Annotated in this window: 20 protein-coding genes; 15 read left to right on the plus strand and 5 right to left on the minus strand. The window is 67.8% G+C overall.

The window, feature by feature from the left end:
- Window position 1: 1 nt before the first annotated feature.
- The gene (locus E5679_RS10930) at window positions 2–1,030 is read right to left on the minus strand and encodes an aldo/keto reductase family protein (protein ID WP_338055905.1); all 1,029 of its coding nucleotides are present in this window, start codon (window positions 1,028–1,030) and stop codon (window positions 2–4) included.
- Window positions 1,020–2,381, minus strand: a complete 1,362-nt coding sequence (locus E5679_RS10935) for a LuxR C-terminal-related transcriptional regulator (protein WP_138415713.1) — start codon at window positions 2,379–2,381, stop codon at window positions 1,020–1,022. Before E5679_RS10935 ends, E5679_RS10930 begins: the two co-directional genes overlap by 11 nt.
- Window positions 2,382–2,510: 129 nt before the next feature.
- On the opposite strand from E5679_RS10935, the gene hxlB reads away from it, so the two are divergent.
- Together hxlB and hxlA are read left to right on the plus strand one after the other, a co-directional pair.
- The gene (gene hxlB / locus E5679_RS10940) at window positions 2,511–3,107 is read left to right on the plus strand and encodes a 6-phospho-3-hexuloisomerase (RefSeq protein ID WP_138415715.1); all 597 of its coding nucleotides are present in this window, start codon (window positions 2,511–2,513) and stop codon (window positions 3,105–3,107) included.
- A 65-nt stretch (window positions 3,108–3,172) separates the two neighbouring features.
- A complete protein-coding gene (gene hxlA, locus E5679_RS10945; RefSeq protein ID WP_138415717.1) occupies window positions 3,173–3,796 on the plus strand; it encodes a 3-hexulose-6-phosphate synthase in 624 nt (207 codons plus the stop codon).
- A gap of 62 nt (window positions 3,797–3,858) precedes the next feature.
- Here hxlA and E5679_RS10950 read toward each other — a convergent pair whose 3' ends face one another.
- Window positions 3,859–4,737, minus strand: coding sequence for an SDR family NAD(P)-dependent oxidoreductase (locus E5679_RS10950; protein ID WP_138415719.1), 879 nt, complete (start codon window positions 4,735–4,737; stop codon window positions 3,859–3,861).
- 345 nt (window positions 4,738–5,082) lie between these two features.
- Here E5679_RS10950 and pcaH point away from each other — a divergent pair, with 345 nt between their 5' ends.
- The 9 genes from pcaH (at window position 5,083) to E5679_RS10995 (ending at window position 13,253) form a co-directional block, all read left to right on the plus strand.
- Complete coding sequence (pcaH, locus tag E5679_RS10955) at window positions 5,083–5,901, plus strand: protocatechuate 3,4-dioxygenase subunit beta (protein WP_138415721.1); 819 nt, start codon at window positions 5,083–5,085, stop codon at window positions 5,899–5,901.
- Window positions 5,891–6,463, plus strand: coding sequence for a protocatechuate 3,4-dioxygenase subunit alpha (gene pcaG, locus E5679_RS10960; RefSeq protein ID WP_138415723.1), 573 nt, complete (start codon window positions 5,891–5,893; stop codon window positions 6,461–6,463). Before pcaH ends, pcaG begins: the two co-directional genes overlap by 11 nt.
- Before the next feature lie 8 nt (window positions 6,464–6,471).
- On the plus strand, window positions 6,472–7,893 hold the full coding sequence (locus tag E5679_RS10965) for a lyase family protein (protein WP_138416031.1): 1,422 nt from the start codon (window positions 6,472–6,474) through the stop codon (window positions 7,891–7,893).
- A 31-nt stretch (window positions 7,894–7,924) separates the two neighbouring features.
- Window positions 7,925–9,142 (plus strand): bifunctional 3-oxoadipate enol-lactonase/4-carboxymuconolactone decarboxylase PcaDC, encoded by a 1,218-nt coding sequence (pcaDC, locus tag E5679_RS21690; protein WP_476712888.1) that lies wholly within the window; start codon window positions 7,925–7,927, stop codon window positions 9,140–9,142.
- Window positions 9,139–10,401 carry a thiolase family protein gene (locus E5679_RS10975; protein WP_138415727.1) on the plus strand — a complete coding sequence of 421 codons (1,263 nt, stop codon included), beginning with the start codon at window positions 9,139–9,141 and terminating at the stop codon, window positions 10,399–10,401. Before pcaDC ends, E5679_RS10975 begins: the two co-directional genes overlap by 4 nt.
- A gap of 9 nt (window positions 10,402–10,410) precedes the next feature.
- Window positions 10,411–11,070, plus strand: coding sequence for a 3-oxoacid CoA-transferase subunit A (locus E5679_RS10980; protein ID WP_138415729.1), 660 nt, complete (start codon window positions 10,411–10,413; stop codon window positions 11,068–11,070).
- A gap of 3 nt (window positions 11,071–11,073) precedes the next feature.
- Entirely contained in the window at window positions 11,074–11,757 is a 684-nt protein-coding gene (locus E5679_RS10985; RefSeq protein WP_138415731.1) for a 3-oxoacid CoA-transferase subunit B, read from the plus strand.
- Window positions 11,754–12,548 carry an IclR family transcriptional regulator domain-containing protein gene (locus E5679_RS10990; RefSeq protein WP_138415733.1) on the plus strand — a complete coding sequence of 265 codons (795 nt, stop codon included), beginning with the start codon at window positions 11,754–11,756 and terminating at the stop codon, window positions 12,546–12,548. Before E5679_RS10985 ends, E5679_RS10990 begins: the two co-directional genes overlap by 4 nt.
- A gap of 63 nt (window positions 12,549–12,611) precedes the next feature.
- Window positions 12,612–13,253: a TetR/AcrR family transcriptional regulator gene (locus tag E5679_RS10995; RefSeq protein ID WP_138415735.1), complete on the plus strand. Its 642-nt coding sequence runs from the start codon at window positions 12,612–12,614 to the stop codon at window positions 13,251–13,253.
- 26 nt (window positions 13,254–13,279) lie between these two features.
- Here E5679_RS10995 and E5679_RS11000 read toward each other — a convergent pair whose 3' ends face one another.
- A complete protein-coding gene (locus E5679_RS11000; protein WP_138415737.1) occupies window positions 13,280–13,462 on the minus strand; it encodes a hypothetical protein in 183 nt (60 codons plus the stop codon).
- 109 nt (window positions 13,463–13,571) lie between these two features.
- Between E5679_RS11000 and E5679_RS11005 the strand changes: the two genes are divergently transcribed.
- The 4 genes from E5679_RS11005 to E5679_RS11020 all read left to right on the plus strand — a co-directional run bounded on the left by E5679_RS11005 (window position 13,572) and on the right by E5679_RS11020 (window position 18,070).
- Complete coding sequence (locus tag E5679_RS11005) at window positions 13,572–14,933, plus strand: HNH endonuclease signature motif containing protein (RefSeq protein ID WP_138415739.1); 1,362 nt, start codon at window positions 13,572–13,574, stop codon at window positions 14,931–14,933.
- A 110-nt stretch (window positions 14,934–15,043) separates the two neighbouring features.
- Window positions 15,044–16,144, plus strand: coding sequence for a LacI family DNA-binding transcriptional regulator (locus E5679_RS11010; RefSeq protein WP_138415741.1), 1,101 nt, complete (start codon window positions 15,044–15,046; stop codon window positions 16,142–16,144).
- A 214-nt stretch (window positions 16,145–16,358) separates the two neighbouring features.
- The gene (locus E5679_RS11015; protein ID WP_138415743.1) at window positions 16,359–17,786 is read left to right on the plus strand and encodes a glycosyltransferase family 2 protein; all 1,428 of its coding nucleotides are present in this window, start codon (window positions 16,359–16,361) and stop codon (window positions 17,784–17,786) included.
- Between the two features lie 2 nt (window positions 17,787–17,788).
- Window positions 17,789–18,070, plus strand: a complete 282-nt coding sequence (locus E5679_RS11020) for a hypothetical protein (RefSeq protein ID WP_138415745.1) — start codon at window positions 17,789–17,791, stop codon at window positions 18,068–18,070.
- 20 nt (window positions 18,071–18,090) lie between these two features.
- Here E5679_RS11020 and E5679_RS11025 read toward each other — a convergent pair whose 3' ends face one another.
- A complete protein-coding gene (locus E5679_RS11025) occupies window positions 18,091–19,434 on the minus strand; it encodes an MFS transporter (RefSeq protein WP_138415747.1) in 1,344 nt (447 codons plus the stop codon).
- Window positions 19,435–19,452: the final 18 nt, after the last annotated feature.

Consider the following 19,452-nt stretch of genomic DNA (forward strand, 5'->3'; position numbering starts at 1 on the left):
CCTAGCGCCGCTTGATCTCCAGCTGCGCGTTGTTGGCGGGCGTCTGGCCCTTGACCGGAATGTCGCCGAGCGCCTCGTCGATGGCAGACAGGACGTCGTCGCTCAGCTCGACGCCCGAGGCCGCGGCGTTCTTGTGGACCTGCTCGGGCCGCGAGGCGCCGATGATCGCCGAGGCCAGTTCGCTGCGGCGCAGGACCCAGGCGAGGGCCATCGTCGTGAGGTCGAGGCCGGCGCCTTCGGCGATCGGCACGAGCCGCTGAACCGCCTCGAGGATCGGATCCTGGAGGAAGCGGTCCTTGAACGCATTCATGGCGTCGTTGGCGAAGCGGCTGTCCTCGGGCACCGACTGCCCCGGCTTGTACTTGCCGGTCAGAACGCCCTGCGCGAGCGGCGACCACACGATCTGCGAGATGCCGTTCGCCGCGCACAGCGGGAAGACCTGCTCCTCGGGTGCCTGCCATAGCATCGAGTACTGCGGCTGGGACGAGACGAACAGGTCAGGCCCGGCGATGTCGATCGCGGTCTGGATCTGCTCGGGCGTCCATTCGCTGAAACCCAGATAGCGCGCCTTGCCCTGCTCGACGACCTTCTGGAAGGCTTCGATCGTGTCCTCGATGGGCACGCTCGAGTCGAAGCGGTGCGCCTGGTAGAGGTCCACGTAGTCAGTCTTGAGCCGGGTCAGCGATGCGTCGATCTGCTTCGCGATCTGCTCGGACGAGAGCCCTGAATCGGTGTCCGACATCTGGCCGAAGACCTTGGTGGCGAGGATGTAGGAATCGCGCGGGTGCTTGGAGAGGATGTCTCCCCACGCGGACTCGGCGGCGCCCCGCCCGTAGACGTTCGCGGTGTCGAAGAAGTTGATGCCGGCGTCGAACGCGGCCTCCGTGCAGGCGACGGTCTGCTCCGCCTCGACCCCGCCCGAGTACGTGAGCCACGAGCCGAGGGAGATCTCCGAGACCTCGAGGTCGGAACTGCCGAGCTTGCGGTAGCGCATGAGGGTGCCTCCATCGTCGAAAGGTTTACTCTCCATGCCTACGCTTCTCCGCCGTCGTGAGGAAGGCCCTCTCAGAACCAGTCACGCGGGCGAGTGCGATGGCCTCCGCGCGGGAGGAGACGCCGAGCTTGCGGAAGATGCTGCCCAGGTGGAACTTCACGGTGTTCTCGCTGACATGCAGCTCAGCGGCGATGGCGCGATTGCGCAACCCGCCGGTCAGCAGCTGCAGGATCTCCTCCTCACGGCGGCTGAGCTCCCATTCCGCGGCTTCGGGGGAGGGGGTCGCCGGCGGATCGAGCGGCAGCGAGACGAACGTGTCCACGCCCCAGCCCGCCATGACTTCCATCCGGAGGCGGCCGTTGAGCGCCTGGACGCGCTGTTCGATGCGCCGCAGGCCATCCTCGGCGAGGGACAACTGCCCCTTGCCGTCGTCGCGGATGTTGACGAGCAGGTTGGTCCCGTCGCAGTCCCACTGCACCCGGATGCGGGTCACGTCGTCCTGCTCGACCATGGCCAACACGAGCGAGCGCACGATCGCGCGCGCCGCATGCGCCACCTCCCCGGGCAGCGCGCGCCCGTCCGCCGGCGGCTCCACGAACTGCAGCTCGATCCCGCCGAACCGCTCGAGGGGCCGCAGGTCGCCCCGAAGCCGCTCAAACGCCGTCGCCACCGGTTCCTCGAGCAGCGCGGTGGTCCGGTCCGCGGCTGCGCGGAGCCGCACGAGGGCCGCGGCGGCGAGCTCGGTGGCCGCCGCACGGGCCATCTGGTCCGACTGGTGCGGCGAGCGCAGGGCGGACAGCAGGGTTTCGAGCGTGGTGGAGTGCTGGTCAGTGAGTTCCGCGGTCACCCGGGCGCGCTCGGCGGAAGCGGCGCGGGACTCTCGAAGGTACGACGGCGGAGCTTCCGCCACTTTGTCCCGGATCCGTACCGCGGTGAGGTGCCACAGGCGGGACACGACGGCCATCGTTCCGTCGTCATCTCGCCCAGGCGCAAGCGCGGGATCGGTGAGCACGAGCAGCGCGTTGGTGCTGGACCGGAGAGTCAGTGCCGGGCGTGGCTGACCGGCAATGATCTCCTCCTTCCACCGCGGCTCGAGCCCCGGCAGCGACGCGCGGATGCGGTCGAGCTCCTCGATCGAGACCCGGCTGATGATCTCTTCCGCCCCGGCCTTCTTCTGCGGCCGTCCCGTGCAGTCCTCCGTGAAGATCACCAGGGCGGAGCAGCGCACGTAGGGCGCGAGATGCCGGCGGAGGCGCTCGGCGATCTGCAGCAGCGGCGACTCTGCGAGCTCCGCGGCGGCGTCCAGAAGGGCCAGCGTCTCGTCCAGAAGGGCCAGATTCTCGTCCGGTCGGGCCAGCGTCTCGTCCGGTCGGGGCAGCGCAGTCATGGGCTCCAGTGTAGGGGCCGCGGCACCTACCCAAACGGGTAGGAAAGGCCGTTCGGGTTGGCAGTTACCTACCCATTGTGATGGCGAGAGGCTGGAGGAAAGCCGCTTGCATGATCGAAGGAGTGACCCATGAGCGTAGAGACCGCCACTCGTGAACTGCCTGTGACCAGCGAGGGCATCGTCGAGAACCTCGCGTTGATCCAGCAGGAGATCACCACGACGGCCGACGCCCTCAACCGCGAGGAACTCGCCGCCGTCGCCCGCCTCGTCGGGGAGTCCCGGCGGGTCTTCGTGGTCGGCGCGGGCCGCAGCGGGCTCGTTCTCCGCATGGCCGCGATGCGACTCATGCACCTCGGACTCGAAGTGCACGTCGCGGGCGACACGACGACGCCGGCAATCCGCTCCGGCGACCTCCTGGTCGCAGCGTCGGGCTCCGGCACGACGTCGGGGGTCGTCAAGGCCGCGAGCACCGCCGCCGCGGTGGGCGCGCGCATCGCCGTCTACACCACCGACTCGGAGTCGCCGCTCGCCGCGCGGGCGGACGCCGTCGTCGTCATCCCCGCCGCACGGAAGACGGATCACGGAGGGACGGTCTCGCGCCAGTACTCCGGAAGCCTCTTCGAGCAGGTGCTGTTCCTCGCCTCCGAGGCAGTGTTCCAGAGCCTGTGGGACGCGGACGGCACTCCCGCCGAGGATCTTTGGCTGCGGCACGCCAATCTCGAATAGAGCCGCCGATCTCGAATAGACCGACCTACCAGCAATCACCCCACCACGAAAGAAAGAGAAAACCCATGAAGCTCCAGGTTGCCATGGACGTGCTCACCGTCGACGAGGCGCTGACCCTCGCCGAGCAGGTGGCGGACCACGTGGACATCATCGAACTCGGGACCCCGCTCGTGAAGAACGCCGGACTCTCCGCCGTCACGGCCATCAAGGAAGCGCATCCGACGAAGATCGTCTTCGCCGACCTCAAGACGATGGACGCTGGCGAGCTCGAGGCCGAGCTCGCCTTCAAGGCCGGTGCCGACCTCGTCTCGGTGCTCGGCAGTGCCGACGACTCCACGATTGCCGGCGCCGTCAAGGCCGCCCGCGCCCACAACAAGGGCGTGGTCGTGGACCTCATCGGCGTTGAGGACAAGGTGACGCGCGCCAAGGAGGCCCGTGAGCTCGGGGCGAAGTATGTCGAGTTCCACGCGGGCCTCGACGAGCAGGCCAAGCCCGGCTACGACCTCAGCGTCCTCCTGACCGCCGGCGAGAAGGCTCGCGTTCCGTTCTCCGTCGCGGGCGGCGTCAACGCCTCGACCATCGCGTCCGTGCAGCGTGCCGGGGCCGACGTCGCCGTCGCCGGCGGCTCCATCTACGGCGCGGCCGACCCCGCGAAGGCCGCCAAGGAGCTCAAGGCCGCGATCGTCTGATCTCTTCACAGACAGCCAGCCGGGCAGGGGTGCACCCTGCCCGGCTGGCTGTGTCTACCGGTCTAACCGGGTTGACTGGTCTGACCGGCTAGCCGCAGGCACTCGTCCCACAGCCGCTTCCGGGCGGTCGGGTCCAGTCCCATTCCTGGCGTCGGCAGCGGCTTGCGCTTGGCCCAGAGCCTCCCGGTGACGGTTGCCGGCTCGTCCGAGGTCGCGAGCCAGACGGCGGTGTCGGCGCCTTCCTCAGCCGGCTTGCCGACCGTGTCCGTGATCCAGCGGAACGGGCCGCCGATGTCGTGGAGCAGCGCCGTCTGCTTCACGAGTCCGGGGTGGATCGCGTTGACCACTACCCCGGTGCCGCGCAGTCGTTCGGCGAACTCCTGCGTAAGGAGCACGCGGGCCAGCATGGTCGGCGGCGTGGAGCGGAAGTAGCTGTACTTGCCTTTGGCGGTCTGCAGGTCGTCGAAGTCGAGGGTGGTCGCAAACGGCCCGTTGCCGTAGCGGGACGTGATGTTCACGACCCTCGCACCGCCCCCGGTGGCCGCCCCTCGCTTGAGCGCCTCCTCGAGCAGGAGCGTCATGAGGAAGTACCCCATGACATTGGTCGCGAACGTCAGCTCGAGCCCGTCGGGCGTGACGTGCCGCTCCTTGCGGAACACGCCTGCGGCGTTGACCAGGATGTGGAGCTCGTTGTGGCGCGCGAGGAAGTCCTCGACCGCCGAGCGGATGGAGGTCTGCGAGGAGAGGTCGCATGCCAGCGCTTCGAGCTTGGCGCCGGGGACTGAGGCGCGGATGCCCTGCATCGCCTCTTCCGCGCGCTGTCCGGTGCGTCCGACGACGACGACCGTCGCTCCGTCGCGCGCAAGAGCCGTGGCCACTGCCTTCCCGATGCCGCCGGTTGCTCCCGTCACGAGCGCGATCCGTCCATCCAACGAGGGCATTGTCACCGCCTCCTTAGCTGACGTCTCCAACGTTAAGTCCGCTTCAGCCTGCGCGCCCGCGCTCCTGTCCGGTTGTGTTTTCCCAATCGGTCGCGCGCCCGGCGTGTTGCCGGAGGCGCAGGTTTTCGGGCCGAAGATGTGGACAGGGATGCGCGAGCCACACTTCCGATCAATGGAAGAACCTCTACCCGCTCGACTATGCCGAACCTACGCTGGGCAGAACCGCCCGCCTGCCGAAGTTGTTCGCGCTACGAACAGTTGTGCAGAATGCGAACAGCGCTGTACCCTCGAAGAGGAGACGGTGCCGCACGCGGGGCACTCAGCAAAGAAGCTAGAGGAGGAACCATGGCCGAGCCCGTCAAATCATCCGACGCGGCCGCTGACAATCAGGCGATCGTCAGCCAGGAAATCCGAGACATCGAAGAGGGCTACAAGGCTGCCGTCGCTGCGGGCCAGCCTCGGGAAACCCAGCCTCGTGTCGACTACCCGCCGTACCGCAGCTCGATCCTGCGGCACCCCACGAAGAGCCTGCACCACACCGACCCCGAGACGATCGAGCTGTACAGCCCGGCGTTCGGCCACCAGGACGTGCACGCGCTCGAGTCGAACCTGACCATCCAGCACGGCGGCGAGCCGCTGGGCGAGCGGATGATACTCCGCGGCAAGGTGCTCGACGGCGATGGTCGTCCCGTGGCGGGACAGCTCGTGGAGATCTGGCAGGCGAACTCGGCTGGCCGCTACATCCACAAGCGCGACCAGCACCCGGCCCCGATCGATCCGAACTTCACTGGGGTGGGCCGCTGCATCACGGGCCCTGACGGCTCCTACGAGTTCCTCACCGTCAAGGCCGGCGCCTACCCGTGGAAGAACCACCTCAACGCGTGGCGCCCCGCGCACATCCACTTCAGCCTCTTCGGCACAGAGTTCACGCAGCGCATCGTCACTCAGATGTACTTCCCGGGCGACCAGCTGTTCCCGCTCGACCCGATCTACCAGTCGATCGTCGATCAGGACGCGCGGGACCGCCTCGTGGCCCGCTACAACCACGACCTGACCTCGCCCGAGTGGGCGCTGGGCTACGAATGGGACATCGTCCTCACGGGCCCGAAGCGGACATGGACCGAGAACGAAGCGTATGGAGAGCAGGGCGATGATGAGCACTGAGAAACGGCCAGTCCCCACCCCCGGCCAGACGGTCGGCCCCTTCTTCGGCTACGCGCTTCCGTTCGAGAAGGGCGGCGAGCTCGTCCCGCCGGGCAGCCCGAACAGCGTCCAGCTCCACGGCACGGTCTTCGACGGCAATGGCGACCCGATTCCCGACGCCCTCGTCGAGATCTGGCAGGCCGATGCGAACGGCAACGTCCCGAACGAGACGGGCTCGCTCGTCCGTGACGGCTACACCTTCACGGGCTGGGGCCGCACTCCGGTGGGCAACACGGGCAGGTACGTCTTCTCGACGGTCAACCCCGGCCCGACGGAGCCCGGCAAGGCGCCGTTCTTCGCCGTCGCGGTCTTTGCGCGGGGCCTCATGAACCGCCTTTTCACGCGTGCCTACCTGCCGGAAGACACGGAGGCACTCGAGAACGACGCCCTCCTCAGCGCCCTCGAGCCTGCCCGCCGCAAGACGCTGATCGCCGAGCGCCTTGCTGACGGCTCGCTCCATTGGGACATCCGTCTCCAAGGCGAGGACGAGACTGTGTTTCTTGACTTCCACGCCCAAGGCTGATCCCCGTGATGGACCCCGCAGCCTCGTTCGATCCCGCAGACAGAGGCCTGCTTTCCCCGGTCTGGGCCAACCCGGCTGTGTCCGGGGCGACAGGCGACGACGCGGTCGTCGCCGCGATGCTCGAGCTTGAGGCAACGTGGGCGGAGACGCTCGAGGCGGCGGGACTCGCCGAGGCGGGGTCCGCGGACGCTGTGCGAGCCGCCGTCACGCAGGGCACGACAGCTGGAACGTACGACGGCGGCCACGTCGCCGAAGCTTCGCAGGGCGGCGGGAACCCTGTCATCCCGCTCGTCAAGGTGCTGAGGGGATCCACCGGGGAACCGGGCAAGGCGGCCGTCCACAAGGGCCTCACCAGCCAAGACGTCCTGGACTCGGCGCTCATGCTGGTGGCCAAGCGAGCGGTCGCGGGCATCCTCGCGGACCTGAGCCCGGCCGCCGAAGCGCTTGCTCAGCTCGCCGATGAGCACCGGACCACCCCGCAAGTGGCCCGCACGCTCACGCAGCACTCGCTGCCTTCGAGCTTCGGGCTCAAGGCGGCGAACTGGCTTCAAGGGGTGGCTCAGGCGGAGGCGCGCCTCGCGGCCCTGACCTTCCCGGTCCAGTGCGGCGGGGCGGCGGGGACCAACGCGTCGCTCGTTGCGCTCGGCGGGGAGCCCGCGGCGCTGTCGGCCGACTGGGCGCACCGGACAGGCCTCGACCCTGCGATCGCCCCGTGGCAGTCGTTCCGCGGACCGATCGCGGATCTGGCCCACGCGCTCGCTGCGGCGACGGCCGCAGCCGGGCACGTCGCGAACGACGTCATGCTGCTCGCCAGGCCCGAGATAGCGGAGCTCGGCGAGCCGCTCGCGGAGGGTCGCGGGGGATCGTCCGCGATGCCGCAGAAGCAGAACCCCGCACTGTCCGTCCTGATCCGCTCGGCCGCGCTGCAGGCGCCGGCGCAGGTGATGCAGATCGAGGTCGCCGCTGCGCTGAGCGAGGACGAGCGGACCGGCGGTGCGTGGCACAGCGAGTGGCTTGCTCTTCGGACGCTGCTGCGCCTCGCGGGGGGCGCCGCCGCCGCATTGCGCGAGCTCGTCGAGGGCCTCCGCGTCTTTCCGCACGCCATGCGCCGGAATCTCGACCTCAGCGGGCCGCTCCTCGTGAGCGAGAGGATCATGCTCGAGCTCGCGGGCATCGCCGAGGGCGGGCGCTCGGGGATCCAGAAAGCCGTCGATGCTGCCCTCGCGGCGGCAGCTCACGGAGCTGACTCTGCCGATCAGGCGAGGGTGCTCCGCAAGGAGCTGAGCGCCGTCGTGCGCCCTGACGCGGCGGGCGAGGATTTCGACGCGCGGCTCGACGACCTCCTCGAACCTGCCAACTATCAGGGCGACGCGGCGGGAATTGTGGACCGAATCCTGGCGGACTACGAAGAACGAGACAAGAGGAAGTGATCAGCAGGTGAGCGTGCCACAGATCCGCGCCGTGCGGCTCTCGCCCCGCGAAGAGCTCGGCCAGAAGGAACTCGTGGTCCTGGGACCGTCGCTGGGGACGTCGACCGTCATGTGGGACGCCGTCGCGCGTCTCCTCGGGGACGACTACGACCTCCTCGGCTGGGACCTCCCTGGACACGGCGTCTCTCCCGCGGCGGAGCCGGACACGGAGTTCAGCGTGGGCGAGCTGGCGGACGCGGTAGTCGGCCTTGTCGATTCCATCCTGCCGGGCACAGCGTCCTCACCTACGGCGTTCCACTACGCGGGCGACTCCGTGGGCGGGGCGACCGGTGCCGAGCTCGCGCTGCGCCACCCCGAGCGGCTGCTGACTCTGGCGATGTTCTGCTCCTCGGCGCGCTTCAACGGAGCCGAGGGCTACGCGGAGCGGGCCGAACTCGTCGCGAAGCAGGGGACGGCCGTGCGGCTGCAGGCCTCGGCAGAGATCTGGTTCGCCCCGGGCTTCCTCGCGGAGCATCCCACGGAGTCTTCGCGTCTGCTCCACACCCTCCGGGACGCCGACCGCTTCGGCTACGCCGCCGTCTGCCGCGCCATCGCCGCCTACGACGTCCGCGACCGCTTCACCGAGATCGCGGTTCCGTTCCTTGCGGTCGCTGGCGAGTTCGACTCGGTCTGCCCGTTCTCCGACGCGCAATGGATGGCCGAGCACGCGCAGCAGGGCACCGCCGTCGAGCTTCCCGGCGTCGCCCACATTGCGCCCACGGAGAACCCCGCCGCAGTCGCGGGGCTGCTGCGAAAGCACTTTGCGGGCGGCGCGTTGAAGGCGCCGGTCGACCCGCGGGCCGGCGTCGTCCAGCCCGGCGCCACCCAGCGCGAGGTGTACGACGGCGGCATGGTGGTTCGGCGCGAGGTGCTCGGCGACGCGCACGTGGACCGGGCGAATGCAAGCATCGACGAGTTCACGTCCGAGTTCCAGAACATGATCACGCGTATCGCGTGGGGCGGCATCTGGACGCGCCCCGGGCTCACCCGGCAGATGCGCTCGGTAGCGGTGCTCACGGCGATGATCGCCCACGGCCACTGGGACGAGTTCGCGATGCACGTGCGCGCGGCCCTGAGGAATGGGCTCACGCGGGACGAGATCAAGGAAGTGATCCTGCAGAGCGCGATCTATTGCGGGGTGCCGTCTGCCAACACGGCTTTCAAGGTGGCGCAGAAGACTTTGGCAGCTATCGATGAGGAACAGCAGTGACTGAAGCATTCGTGTATGACGCCGTCCGGACCCCATTCGGCAAGTTCGGGGGCGGCCTCGCCGGCGTCCGTCCCGACGATCTGGCCGCGCACATCGTGCGCGCAATCGTCGACCGAGCTCCGGGCCTCACCGCCGAGGCCCTCGAGGGTACCGACGGCAAGCACAGCGCGCTGGACGAGGTGATCTTCGGCAATGCCAACGGGGCCGGGGAGGAGAACCGCAACGTGGCGCGCATGGCCACGCTCCTTGCCGGCCTCCCCACGTCGATTCCCGGCACGACCGTGAACCGCCTCTGCGGTTCGTCGCTCGACGGGGCGATGATCGCGTCGCGCCAGATCGCGGTGGGCGACGCGGACGTGGTCCTCGTGGGTGGCGTCGAGTCGATGAGCCGGGCGCCGTGGGTGCTCCCGAAGACCGAGAAGCCGTACCCGGCGGGCGACCTGCAGCTCTCCTCGACGACCCTCGGCTGGCGGCTCGTGAACCCGAACATGCCGTCGGAGTGGACGGTGTCCTTGGGCGAGGCGACCGAGCAGCTTCGCGAGCGCCACGCGATCGGCCGCGATCGGCAGGACGAATTCGCCGCGCGCTCCCACAATCTGTCCGACAAGGCGTGGAACGAGGGCTTCTACGACGACCTCGTCGTCCCCATGCCCGGCACCGACCTCAGCCGGGACGAGGGCATCCGTCCCGGCTCGAGCGCCGAGAAGCTCGCCGGCCTGCGGACGTCGTTCCGACCCGACAACGGAGATCGTTCTGGCTCGACGAAGGGCGGCACGGTGACCGCGGGCAACGCGTCCCCGCTCTCGGACGGCGCTTCTGCTGTGCTGCTCGGCTCCGAGGCCGCGGCTGGCACGCTCGGCCTCGAGCCCATCGCGCGCATCGCCGGACGCGGCGCGGCCGCCAATGAGCCGCAGTTCTTCGGCTTCGCCCCGGTCGAGGCGGCGAACCGCGCCCTCGAGAAGGCGGGCATTGGCTGGGACCAGGTGGGCGCCGTCGAACTTAATGAAGCGTTCGCCGCGCAGTCGCTAGCGTGCCTCGACGCATGGAAGATCGACCCCGAGATCGTCAACCAGCACGGCGGTGCGATCGCGATGGGCCACCCGCTCGGCGCGTCCGGCGGCCGCATCCTCGGCACCCTCGCGCGCAGCCTGCAGCGCAGCGGCGAGCGGTGGGGTGTCGCGGCGATCTGCATCGGTGTGGGTCAGGGCCTCGCGGTGGTGCTCGAGAACGTCGCGGCTTCCAAGCAGAGTGCGAAGTAAGGGGCGAACATGCTGGAATTCAAGGACACGGTCGCCGAGGCTGTTGCGGACGTCCAGGACGGTTCGACGGTGATGATCGGCGGCTTCGGCAACGCCGGGCAGCCGTTCGAGCTCATCGATGCGCTGCTGCAGAGCGGCGCGCGTGATCTCACGGTCGTCAACAACAACGCGGGCCAGGCCGACGAGGGCCTCGCACTCCTCATCAAGGAGGGCCGCGTGCGCAAGATGATCTGCTCGTTCCCGCGGCAGAGCGACTCGTGGCACTTCGACGCGAAGTACCGGGCGGGGGAGATCGAGCTCGAGCTCGTCCCGCAGGGCAACCTCGCCGAGCGCATTCGCGCGGCGGGGGCGGGGATCGGCGGCTTCTTCACGCCCACCGGCTACGGAACGATGCTGGCCGAGGGCAAGGAGACCCGCTTCCTCGATGGCAAGTGGCAGGTCTTCGAGACGCCGATCCACGCGGACGTCGCCCTCATCAAGGCGCTCAAGGCCGACGGCAAGGGCAACCTCGTGTACCGCAAGACCGCACGGAACTTCGGTCCCATCATGGCCGCCGCGGCGAAGCAGACCATCGTCCAGGTCTCGGAAGTGGTGCCGGTCGGCGGCCTCGATCCGGAGAACGTCGTGACGCCGGGCATCTACGTCAACACGATCGTGAAGGTGGGCTGAACCATGGCTGAGACCTCGACTTCGGCTGTCCCCTCGGGCACTGCGCAGAAGACCAGCGACACTCCCCTCGGCCGCGACGACCTCGCGCGGCTCGTGGCCCGGGACATCGCGCCCGGCTCGTTCGTGAACCTCGGCATCGGCCAGCCGACGCTCGTCTCGAATTACCTCACCGAGGAGCAGAACATCACGCTCCACACGGAGAACGGGATGCTCGGCATGGGCCCCGAGGCCAAGGGCGACGAGATCGACCCGGACCTCATCAACGCTGGCAAGATCCCCGTGACCGAGCTTCCGGGCGCGAGCTACTTCCACCACGCCGACTCCTTCGCGATGATGCGCGGCGGTCACCTCGACGTGTGCGTGCTCGGCGCCTTCCAGGTCTCGGCGAAGGGCGACCTCGCGAACTGGCACACCGGCGCGCCCGACGCAATTCCCGCCGTCGGCGGTGCGATGGACCTCGCGACCGGGGCAAAGGACGTGTACGTCATGATGACCCTCCTGAGCAAGGACGGGAAGTCCAAGCTGGTCCCGCAGTGCACCTACCCGGTCACCGGAGTCGGCTGCGTCACGAGGGTCTACACGGACAAGGCCGTCTTCCTCATCACGGACGACGGCGTGCGCGTGCGGGAGACCTTCGGCGTCACCTTCGAGGAGCTCGCCGAACTCATGGACGTCCCGCTGAGATGAGCGAAAGCACAGCGCCCGGCGACCAGTTCGTGCAGTCGCTCGCGCGCGGGCTCGCCGTTGTCCGCTCGTTCGACGCCGAGCATCAGGAGATGACCCTCTCCGAGGTCGCGGCCCGCACCGGGCTCACGCGCGCGACGGCACGCCGTTTCCTGCACACGCTCGTCGAGCTGGGGTACATGCGCACGGACGGACGCACCTTCGCGCTCACGCCCCTCGTCCTCCAACTCGGGTACGCGTACCTCTCCGGCCAGCGTCTGCCCGAGCTCGCCCAGCCGTTCCTCGAGGACCTCTCGCATCGCGAGGGGGAGTCGACGTCGCTCGCGATCCTCGACGGCACGGACATCGTGTACTTGGCACGGATCCATACGCGCCGGATCATCTCGGTGGGGATTTCGCCCGGGACCCGGTTCCCTGCGCACGCCACTTCGATGGGACGGGTCCTGCTCGCGGCGCTCCCCGCCGTCGACCTCGAGGCGTACTTCGCCACGGCGCGGCTCGACGCCCTCACACCTCGGACCCTCACCTCGCGCGAGGCGATCGAGGCGGAACTCGCGAAGATCCGCGCAGGTGGTTACGCCGTCGTCGACCAGGAGCTCGAGGTGGGCCTGCGCTCGCTCGCCGTCCCGGTGCTCGCAGGGGACGGCACGACGATGGCGGCGATCAACCTCGCGCTGTCTGCCCGGCTCGACGGCGGTGAGGACCGTGAGTCCGAGGTCCAGCGGCTGGTACCCGAGCTGCAGAAGACTGCGGCGGCGATTGCCGATGCGGCTCGAGCGGCGGGCGTTTCCTGAGCGTTCGCTTCATCTCGGCGCCGCACGGACTCAGTGTCGCCGATGAGCGGTACCGTGGAACGCATGGATTCAGGAAGCGGATCCCAGCAACTCTCTGCTGCGCCCACGCCTGCGCCGGTCGCTCCCCCGGGCCCGAAGCCCGTCCCCGCTCGACGACGGATCCTCGATGCGTCCTACACCCTTTTCGCGCAGCGCGGGATTCGGGATGTCGGCGTCGACGAACTCATCGAGAACGCGGGCGTGGCGAGGGCCACGTTCTACAGTCACTTCCGCTCGAAGGACGATCTGGTGCTCGCGTATCTCGCGCGGCTCTTCGAGGCGCGGTCGGCGGCCATCGATACCGCGGTCCGTGGCGGAGGCGAGGGTCCCTCCGCGCTTCTGGGGATCTTCGACGTCTTCGCCAAGGTCTTCAGACCGGGCGTCAATGATGGCAGCTCGTTTGTGCATGTCCTCATCGAAATGGGCGCGGACCATCCCCTCGGAAAGGCGAGCATCGACTATCTGGCCCAGACACGGACTCAGATTGCGGCTCTCGCGAGCGAGGCGGGTCTCCGCGACACTCAGGAATTCGCCACCAAGTGCCATCTCCTCATCAAGGGCGCCGTCGTTTCGGCGGCTGAGGGCGACTGGGACGCGGTCGAGCACGCCCGGAGCATGGCCGGGCCGCTGATCGAGCAGTACCGGATTTCGCCGCCCCAGCTATAGCCCGACTTGGCTATAGCCCGTCTTGGCTACAGCCAACGCGGCCAAGCGCGACGTTCCGCCTCCGCCTCCAAGCGCTCCACCACCCTGTCGGCATCGGCGACTCTCGATCGGGCGAGCGCGAGCCCCTGATCAGCCCGTTGCTTCTCACTGCGCGCGAGATCGAGCAGGATCTCGATCTCCTCACGGCTGAGGTCGCTCAGTCCGGCCACGGTCGGCCTCCATCCGGCTGGGATCCCCACTTGGACCCTACCCGCGGCAGATTCTCGTAGACTCACGCCGCCGGCTTGTTTTGTCGGAGCCCCATGATTGCCTTGCGTCATGGGGGAAGACGAGGGGGATCCGTCGGTTCCGCAGGGGCCGAATGAGGAGCCGGAGCGGGAGATCGCAGACGCGCCCGCGTCGATATCGCCGGCCGCGCTCGCTCACGAAGCGCACACCGCGTATGTCGAGCAACTGCTGAAGACGGTGCAGGTGCTGGAAGCCTGCGAATCGCGGATGCATGCGCTGCGAGCGCATGTCATCTCGGCCCTGCACGAACAAGTCCGCCGGGCCGCGAGCAGTCGGATCGAGGCCGCCGAGGCGGTGTCGGTGACGGCGTCCGAGATCGCAGCAGTACTGAACGTTGGGCAGCGCAGCGCCCGCTCCTTGGTAGACGAGTGCCTGACGCTGGCGGATCCAGAATTCGTGCCGGTCCTCGACGCGCTGCGCGAGGGACGGCTTACGCGCCGGCAGGCGCGGGCTGTGCTGGAACTCGCGGTCGTGGTTTCTCCGGGAAAGAGGGTCCCGTTCTGCACCGCCGCCGTCGCCGTGGCCTGTCCGGATGACCCGTCGCTCGTGCCCAGCCCCGGCGCACTCGGCCGGCGCCTGCGGCGGCTCGTGGAGAAGTATGCGGACGAGCCTTTGGCGCAGCGGAAGGAACGGGCGGCGGCGTCCCGGCGAGTTGAGATTGAACCCGCGAAGGACGGGATGTGCTGGCTCACGGCGCACCTGCCGGTGGAGGTCGGCGCCGCGATCGATACCCGCCTTGAGGCTCTCGCCCGGTCGCTCCAGGGCCAAGAAGAGGGTCGCGGAATCGGGCAACTGCGTGCAGACGCCTTCCGAGACCTCTTGTTGGGCTCGTCGCCGGAGAGCCCTGCGGGAGGCGTGCGGACCGAGGTCGTCGTGACCGTTCCCGCGAGGACCCTCTCGGGGGAATCGGACACCGCGGCCGAGATCCTCGGGTACGGTCCGTTGGACGCCCCGACCGCGCGGCTGCTTGCAGCCCAGGCGGAGACCTGGACAACGATGTGGGTTGACGATGGCAGCGGGGCTCCTTTGGCACTCGGACGACGGCGGTACTCGCCGTCGCTGGCGATTCGCCGTTTCCTCGGTGCGAGGGACCGCGTCTGCCGGTTCCCGGGGTGCGACAAGCCAGCAGCCGCAACAGAGGCCGATCACACGATCGAGTGGCAGGACGGCGGCGAAACTGACGCCGGCAATCTGGCGCTGCTCTGCCGCGAGCACCACCGCCTCAAGTCGCTTGGCCTGTGGAGGGTGCGGCACGTTGAGCCCAGGCCGCGGGAAGAGGGGACGGCAGCGGGAGAAGATCAGGGGCGGCCTGGCGGAGTTCTCGAGTGGACGTCGCCAACGGGGCGGCGATACATCACCTACCCGGAGTCGGACACCCCTCCGCCGTTCTGACGGGCGGCGGTCCTGGGCCGCCTGTTCTACAGTGGACCAGTCCGCGGTAACGATCCCAGCGATGGATTTCGTCCGAAAACCAGTCCCGGCGAGAAAAGGAGGGTGGCATCATGGCCCGTCCCGCCTCGCAATCCGTGACGATCATCGACGTCGCGGAACGGGCGGGAGTCTCGAAGTCCACGGCTGCGCGTGCACTGGCGAACTACGGCTCGGTGAGTGAGAAGACGCGCGTCGCCGTTCAGGCGGCGGCGGAGGAGCTCGGGTATCAGGCGAACACCCTCGCGCGGAGCATGATCACCGGCCGGACGATGACCGTCGGCGTGGTTATCCCGGACATCAGCAATCCCTTCTTTGGCAACGCCGTGAGGGGGATTTCGACGGCGGCGCGCGAGGAGCACTACGACGTCCTCCTGAGCAGCACCGAGGGCGATATCGGGCTCGAACGGCGTGCCGTGTCGGTTCTCGCGGGGAAGAAGGTCGACGGGGTCATCATCGCGCCCGTCTCGACGGAGGACACCGAGCACCTTGAGTCGCTCGAGGCCAAGGGCGTCGCCGTCACCCTCCTTGACCGCCCCGCACCTAAGGTAGCTGCGGCGTCGTATGTCGCGGTCGACCATGTCGGCGCATCGAGTCTGGCGGTCAATCATCTGATCGATCTGGGCCACCGCGAGATCGGCATCGTCACGGAAGCATCCGCGATGCCGTCCGATCAGATCGATCCAACCCTCGCTTCGGTGCTTCGGCCGGCACCCGCGCGCCTTCTGGGCTACGCGATGGCCCTTCGCAGCGCCGGGATCCGCTATGACCCGGCGCTCGTGGCATCGAGCGCCTATGCCCGCGCCTCGGCGAGTGCCGCCGTCCGGCGTCTTCTCGAATCCCAGCCCCAGGTGACCGCCGTCTACTGCACGGACAGCGAGCTCAGCGCCGGCGCGTTCGCCGCCCTGCAGGAGCTGGGCATCGACTCCCCGGGCCAGCTTTCGCTCATCGGCTTCGACGACCAGGACTGGGCGACCCTGGTCCGCCCTCGGCTGACGGTTGTCGAGCAGCCGAGCTATCAGCTCGGCCGCACGGCGTTGAAGGAGCTCATCGCCACTATGGTGAACCCTGCTGAACGGCGCCAGCACCGTACGCTCCGAGGCCGGCTCATCGTCCGGGATTCGACCGCGCGCCCTCGCAAGAGTGGCGAAGAACGGCGGACTGCCACCCTCTAGGAATCCAAGTGCTCCGAGAACTGGCTGCGTAATCGCCACGGGCTCATATCGAGTACCCCGGGTACGCGCGTCGCGGGCGGATCGAATAGACGCGTATCCACTACTCGCGACGCACCCGAGGGCGAGCGGCTTCAATGGATTTGTCTCGTGATGCGGTTCCTCCCAGCTGGGGGTGGGAGCGCAGCTACAAGCTAAATTCTTGGAGCGTGTCCGCATGGATAACTCGGTTCATCTCGCCTTGGTCGTACTCGGACCCATCATTTTCATTGGCGTAACCTTCATCGGCCTCCGCATGTTCTCCTATTGGCGGAGCTTCGTGTTCCGCTGGAGCAGGTATCGTCCTTCGCCGCCTGTCTCCAGCGCGGATCTCATCGCGATGGACGTTCCATTCGTCAAGATTCAGGTCACCACGAGGGGTTCCGCTGGAAGCACAGAGGTGATTATCCGAGGGATCAATACGGTGATGGAACTGGCCAAGGAAGCGCGGGGATTCTATTCGAGCTTCCTCTCCATCGAGGTCGTCACCGAATCGGCTGCCCAAGCGTGGCCCCTCAGGCAGGCTTTCAAGGATTCCCCCCTCGCCGTCGACGTTCTCGTGGTTCCCGACGATTATCTGCCGCCGAACGGCACGAGGCTCAAGGCGCGGGGGCTGCATTACGCCGTCGAACATCGCCGGAATTCCTGGAATCGGAAGCCTGGCCGGACCTTCATTCTCCACTACGACGAAGAAAGCGTCATGGTGCCGGCCGAACTGCGCAAGCTCATCGCCTGCCTCGCCGCAACAGACAAAAAGATACTCGAAGGCCCCATTTACTATCCGCTCGACTATATGCGCTCGTCGGCGCTCTGCCGGGCCATGGAAGCGAATCGGCCGATTGTCTGCTATGAATGCCGGCATGTCATGGAAAACGGCACCCCTTTCCACCTGCATGGATCAAACCTTGTTGTCGACGAGGAACTGGAAAACGAGATCGGCTGGGACATCGGCTGCCTCGACGGTGAGCCGTTCATCGCGGAGGACTATGTCTTCGGAATGAAGGCGTTCTCCAAATTCGGCAAGGAGGTCTTTGGCTGGCACGGCTGCGTCATGCTTGAACAGCCTCCGTTCTCCGTCCGGAGCGCCTTCAAACAGCGACACCGGTGGGTCTTCGGGGTACTGCAGGGCATGGCAGCGATGAGTTCTAATCCGCACTTCGTGATGCTGCCGTGGAAGACGAGGGCCGGCCTCCTGTGGGGCACGCGGTACCGCCTCAGCACGTTCGCCCTGGGCTCGCTGGTAGGTGTCCTGTGCATGGCGGTGATGCCGGTGTTCATTGTCCAGTCGATCCGAGCGATGCTCGAGGGCGGCCCTGCTCCCATGGCGGGCCCGGAGGGCATCTGGCTTTCCGTGGTGGGCATCATGTGGATCGGATCCATCTTCGTCGGCGCGTGGCACAACCTTGCCGACTCTGACCTGAGCCCTGCAGAACGAGCCGCGGAAATGGCCAGAGCAGTGCTGCTGGCTCCGATCGCCGGCCTGATCGAGAGTTCCGCCGCCCTTCACGCAGTCATCGACTGGGCACGTGGCAAGCGGCACGTCCACTGGGTGCCGACGCCCAAGACCAAAGAAGCTGATCTTGAAAGCACGAGGAGGAGCAACTAGCCATGGAGAATTCTGTCGTCGTCGGAGGTGACGGTACCGTCCTGATCACGGCTCCGGCCACTCTTGCCACACCCGCTCGCAAGGCGAACGTCAAGGCCCGGATCGAATGCCTCGTGCTGGCTGTCGGTGCCTTCCTGATCGCTGCGGCCTACATTGTTGTCCCTCTGGCCACCGCGCTGTACTTCATGATCCATACCTTCTTCCTGGCCGTCAGCCTGGGCGTCGCGGTCATCATCGAAGTTGCCTTGGCGATCATCGTGATCGTTCAGCGGACGGAACGCTAGGAACCGCAGCAGGGCGGGAGCTACTTCGCGACGGCGGCCGTCGCCGTCCCGTGCACGGACTTGCGGTGCTCGAGCGCCTTCGGGAGCGCGAAGACGGTCACGAGGATCGAGACGAGGCACGCGACGGTCATGTACCAGCCGAACGAGACGTTGGAACCGGTCACGGAGAACAGCCACACCGCCACGAGACCGGCAGTGGACCCCACGAGCGAGGTGCCGATGTTGAAGTTCAGCGCCGACGCCGTCGCCCGAACCTCAGGCGGGAAGCTCAGCACGTACGCCACGCTCAGCGGTGCAGCCACCAGGTTGTTGATGAGCGTGAAGACGACCACGGCCGCCGTCGCCAGGACGATGGACTTCTCGCCGATGGCGAAGAACGTGGGCACGGTCAGCACGGCGAAGAGGCCATAACCGGTGAGCAGCACGGGTCGCGCCCCGAACCTGTCGGCGAGCTGGCCGCCCCACACGCTGGTGATCGGGCCGACGACGTACGTGAGCATCGAGGCGAGCAGCGCCTGAGAGGCGGGGAACCCAGCGGTGATGAGCGCGGTGACGAAGTATGCCTGGATCGTGTATGAGCCGATGCGCTGGCCAGCGCCGAGACCGATGGCCTTGAGCATGTCCGCCCAGTGGTAGCGGAGGGCAGTCCGCAGCGGGGTCTGCTTGACCTTCTCCTGCTCGGCCTCGCGGAGGATCTCCTGGAACTCGGGCGTCTCGGTGACGTGGTTCCGCATGTAGACGCCGATGAGCGCGATCGGGATCGAGAGCAGGAAGGGGATGCGCCAGCCCCAGTCGGCGAACGCGTGACCCGGCATCGCGACGCTCATCACGTAGGCCAGGCCGGCGGCGAGGAACGAGCCAACGGAGCAGGTCGAGTTCAGGACACCGGCCACGAAGTTGGGCCGGCGGCCCTGCTCGTGCTCGAACAGGAAGTTGGCCGCTGTGGTGTATTCGACGCTCGCCCCGACGCCCTGGACGAGGCGCGAGAGCAGGAGGATCGCGGGGGCGGCGAGGCCGATCGCCGCGTACGGCGGAAGAACGCCGATGCCAGCCGTGCCGATGCTCATGAGCGCGATCGTCAGGATGAGGACGAACTTGCGTCCCTTGAGGTCGCCGAGCGGGCCGAGGATGAGGCCGCCGATCGGCCGGATGGCGTAGGAGAGGACGACGCCGATGTACACGGCGAGGAGGGCCGCCGTCGCGTCTCCGGAGGGGAAGAACTGAGCGGAGATGATCGCCGCGAGGGTGCCGTAGAGGGTGAAGTCGTAGTACTCGACGACGTTGCCGAGCATCGTGGACATGAAGATCCGGCGCCGGACGGCGGGAGGGACGGGTGCTGCCGGATCGTGCGGGAGCTGTGACATGGCTTTTTCCTAAGGAGA

Source organism: Sinomonas gamaensis (genome assembly GCF_005876955.1).
GTDB lineage: Bacteria > Actinomycetota > Actinomycetes > Actinomycetales > Micrococcaceae > Sinomonas > Sinomonas gamaensis.

Bases quoted from the DNA above. Each gene is read 5' to 3' on its own strand.
- E5679_RS11010 (WP_138415741.1), top strand. From the start codon at position 15,044: ATGGCCCGTCCCGCCTCGCAATCCGTGACGATCATCGACGTCGCGGAA.
- hxlB (WP_138415715.1), top strand. From the start codon at position 2,511: ATGAGCGTAGAGACCGCCACTCGTGAACTGCCTGTGACCAGCGAGGGC.
- E5679_RS11020 (WP_138415745.1), top strand. From the start codon at position 17,789: ATGGAGAATTCTGTCGTCGTCGGAGGTGACGGTACCGTCCTGATCACG.
- E5679_RS10965 (WP_138416031.1), top strand. From the start codon at position 6,472: ATGGACCCCGCAGCCTCGTTCGATCCCGCAGACAGAGGCCTGCTTTCC.
- E5679_RS11005 (WP_138415739.1), top strand. From the start codon at position 13,572: ATGGGGGAAGACGAGGGGGATCCGTCGGTTCCGCAGGGGCCGAATGAG.
- E5679_RS10990 (WP_138415733.1), top strand. From the start codon at position 11,754: ATGAGCGAAAGCACAGCGCCCGGCGACCAGTTCGTGCAGTCGCTCGCG.
- E5679_RS10995 (WP_138415735.1), top strand. From the start codon at position 12,612: ATGGATTCAGGAAGCGGATCCCAGCAACTCTCTGCTGCGCCCACGCCT.
- E5679_RS10980 (WP_138415729.1), top strand. From the start codon at position 10,411: ATGCTGGAATTCAAGGACACGGTCGCCGAGGCTGTTGCGGACGTCCAG.
- E5679_RS10935 (WP_138415713.1), bottom strand. From the start codon at position 2,381: ATGACTGCGCTGCCCCGACCGGACGAGACGCTGGCCCGACCGGACGAG.
- E5679_RS11025 (WP_138415747.1), bottom strand. From the start codon at position 19,434: ATGTCACAGCTCCCGCACGATCCGGCAGCACCCGTCCCTCCCGCCGTC.
- E5679_RS10950 (WP_138415719.1), bottom strand. From the start codon at position 4,737: ATGCCCTCGTTGGATGGACGGATCGCGCTCGTGACGGGAGCAACCGGC.
- pcaG (WP_138415723.1), top strand. From the start codon at position 5,891: ATGAGCACTGAGAAACGGCCAGTCCCCACCCCCGGCCAGACGGTCGGC.
- pcaH (WP_138415721.1), top strand. From the start codon at position 5,083: ATGGCCGAGCCCGTCAAATCATCCGACGCGGCCGCTGACAATCAGGCG.
- E5679_RS10985 (WP_138415731.1), top strand. From the start codon at position 11,074: ATGGCTGAGACCTCGACTTCGGCTGTCCCCTCGGGCACTGCGCAGAAG.
- hxlA (WP_138415717.1), top strand. From the start codon at position 3,173: ATGAAGCTCCAGGTTGCCATGGACGTGCTCACCGTCGACGAGGCGCTG.
- E5679_RS11015 (WP_138415743.1), top strand. From the start codon at position 16,359: ATGGATAACTCGGTTCATCTCGCCTTGGTCGTACTCGGACCCATCATT.
- E5679_RS10930 (WP_338055905.1), bottom strand. From the start codon at position 1,030: ATGGAGAGTAAACCTTTCGACGATGGAGGCACCCTCATGCGCTACCGC.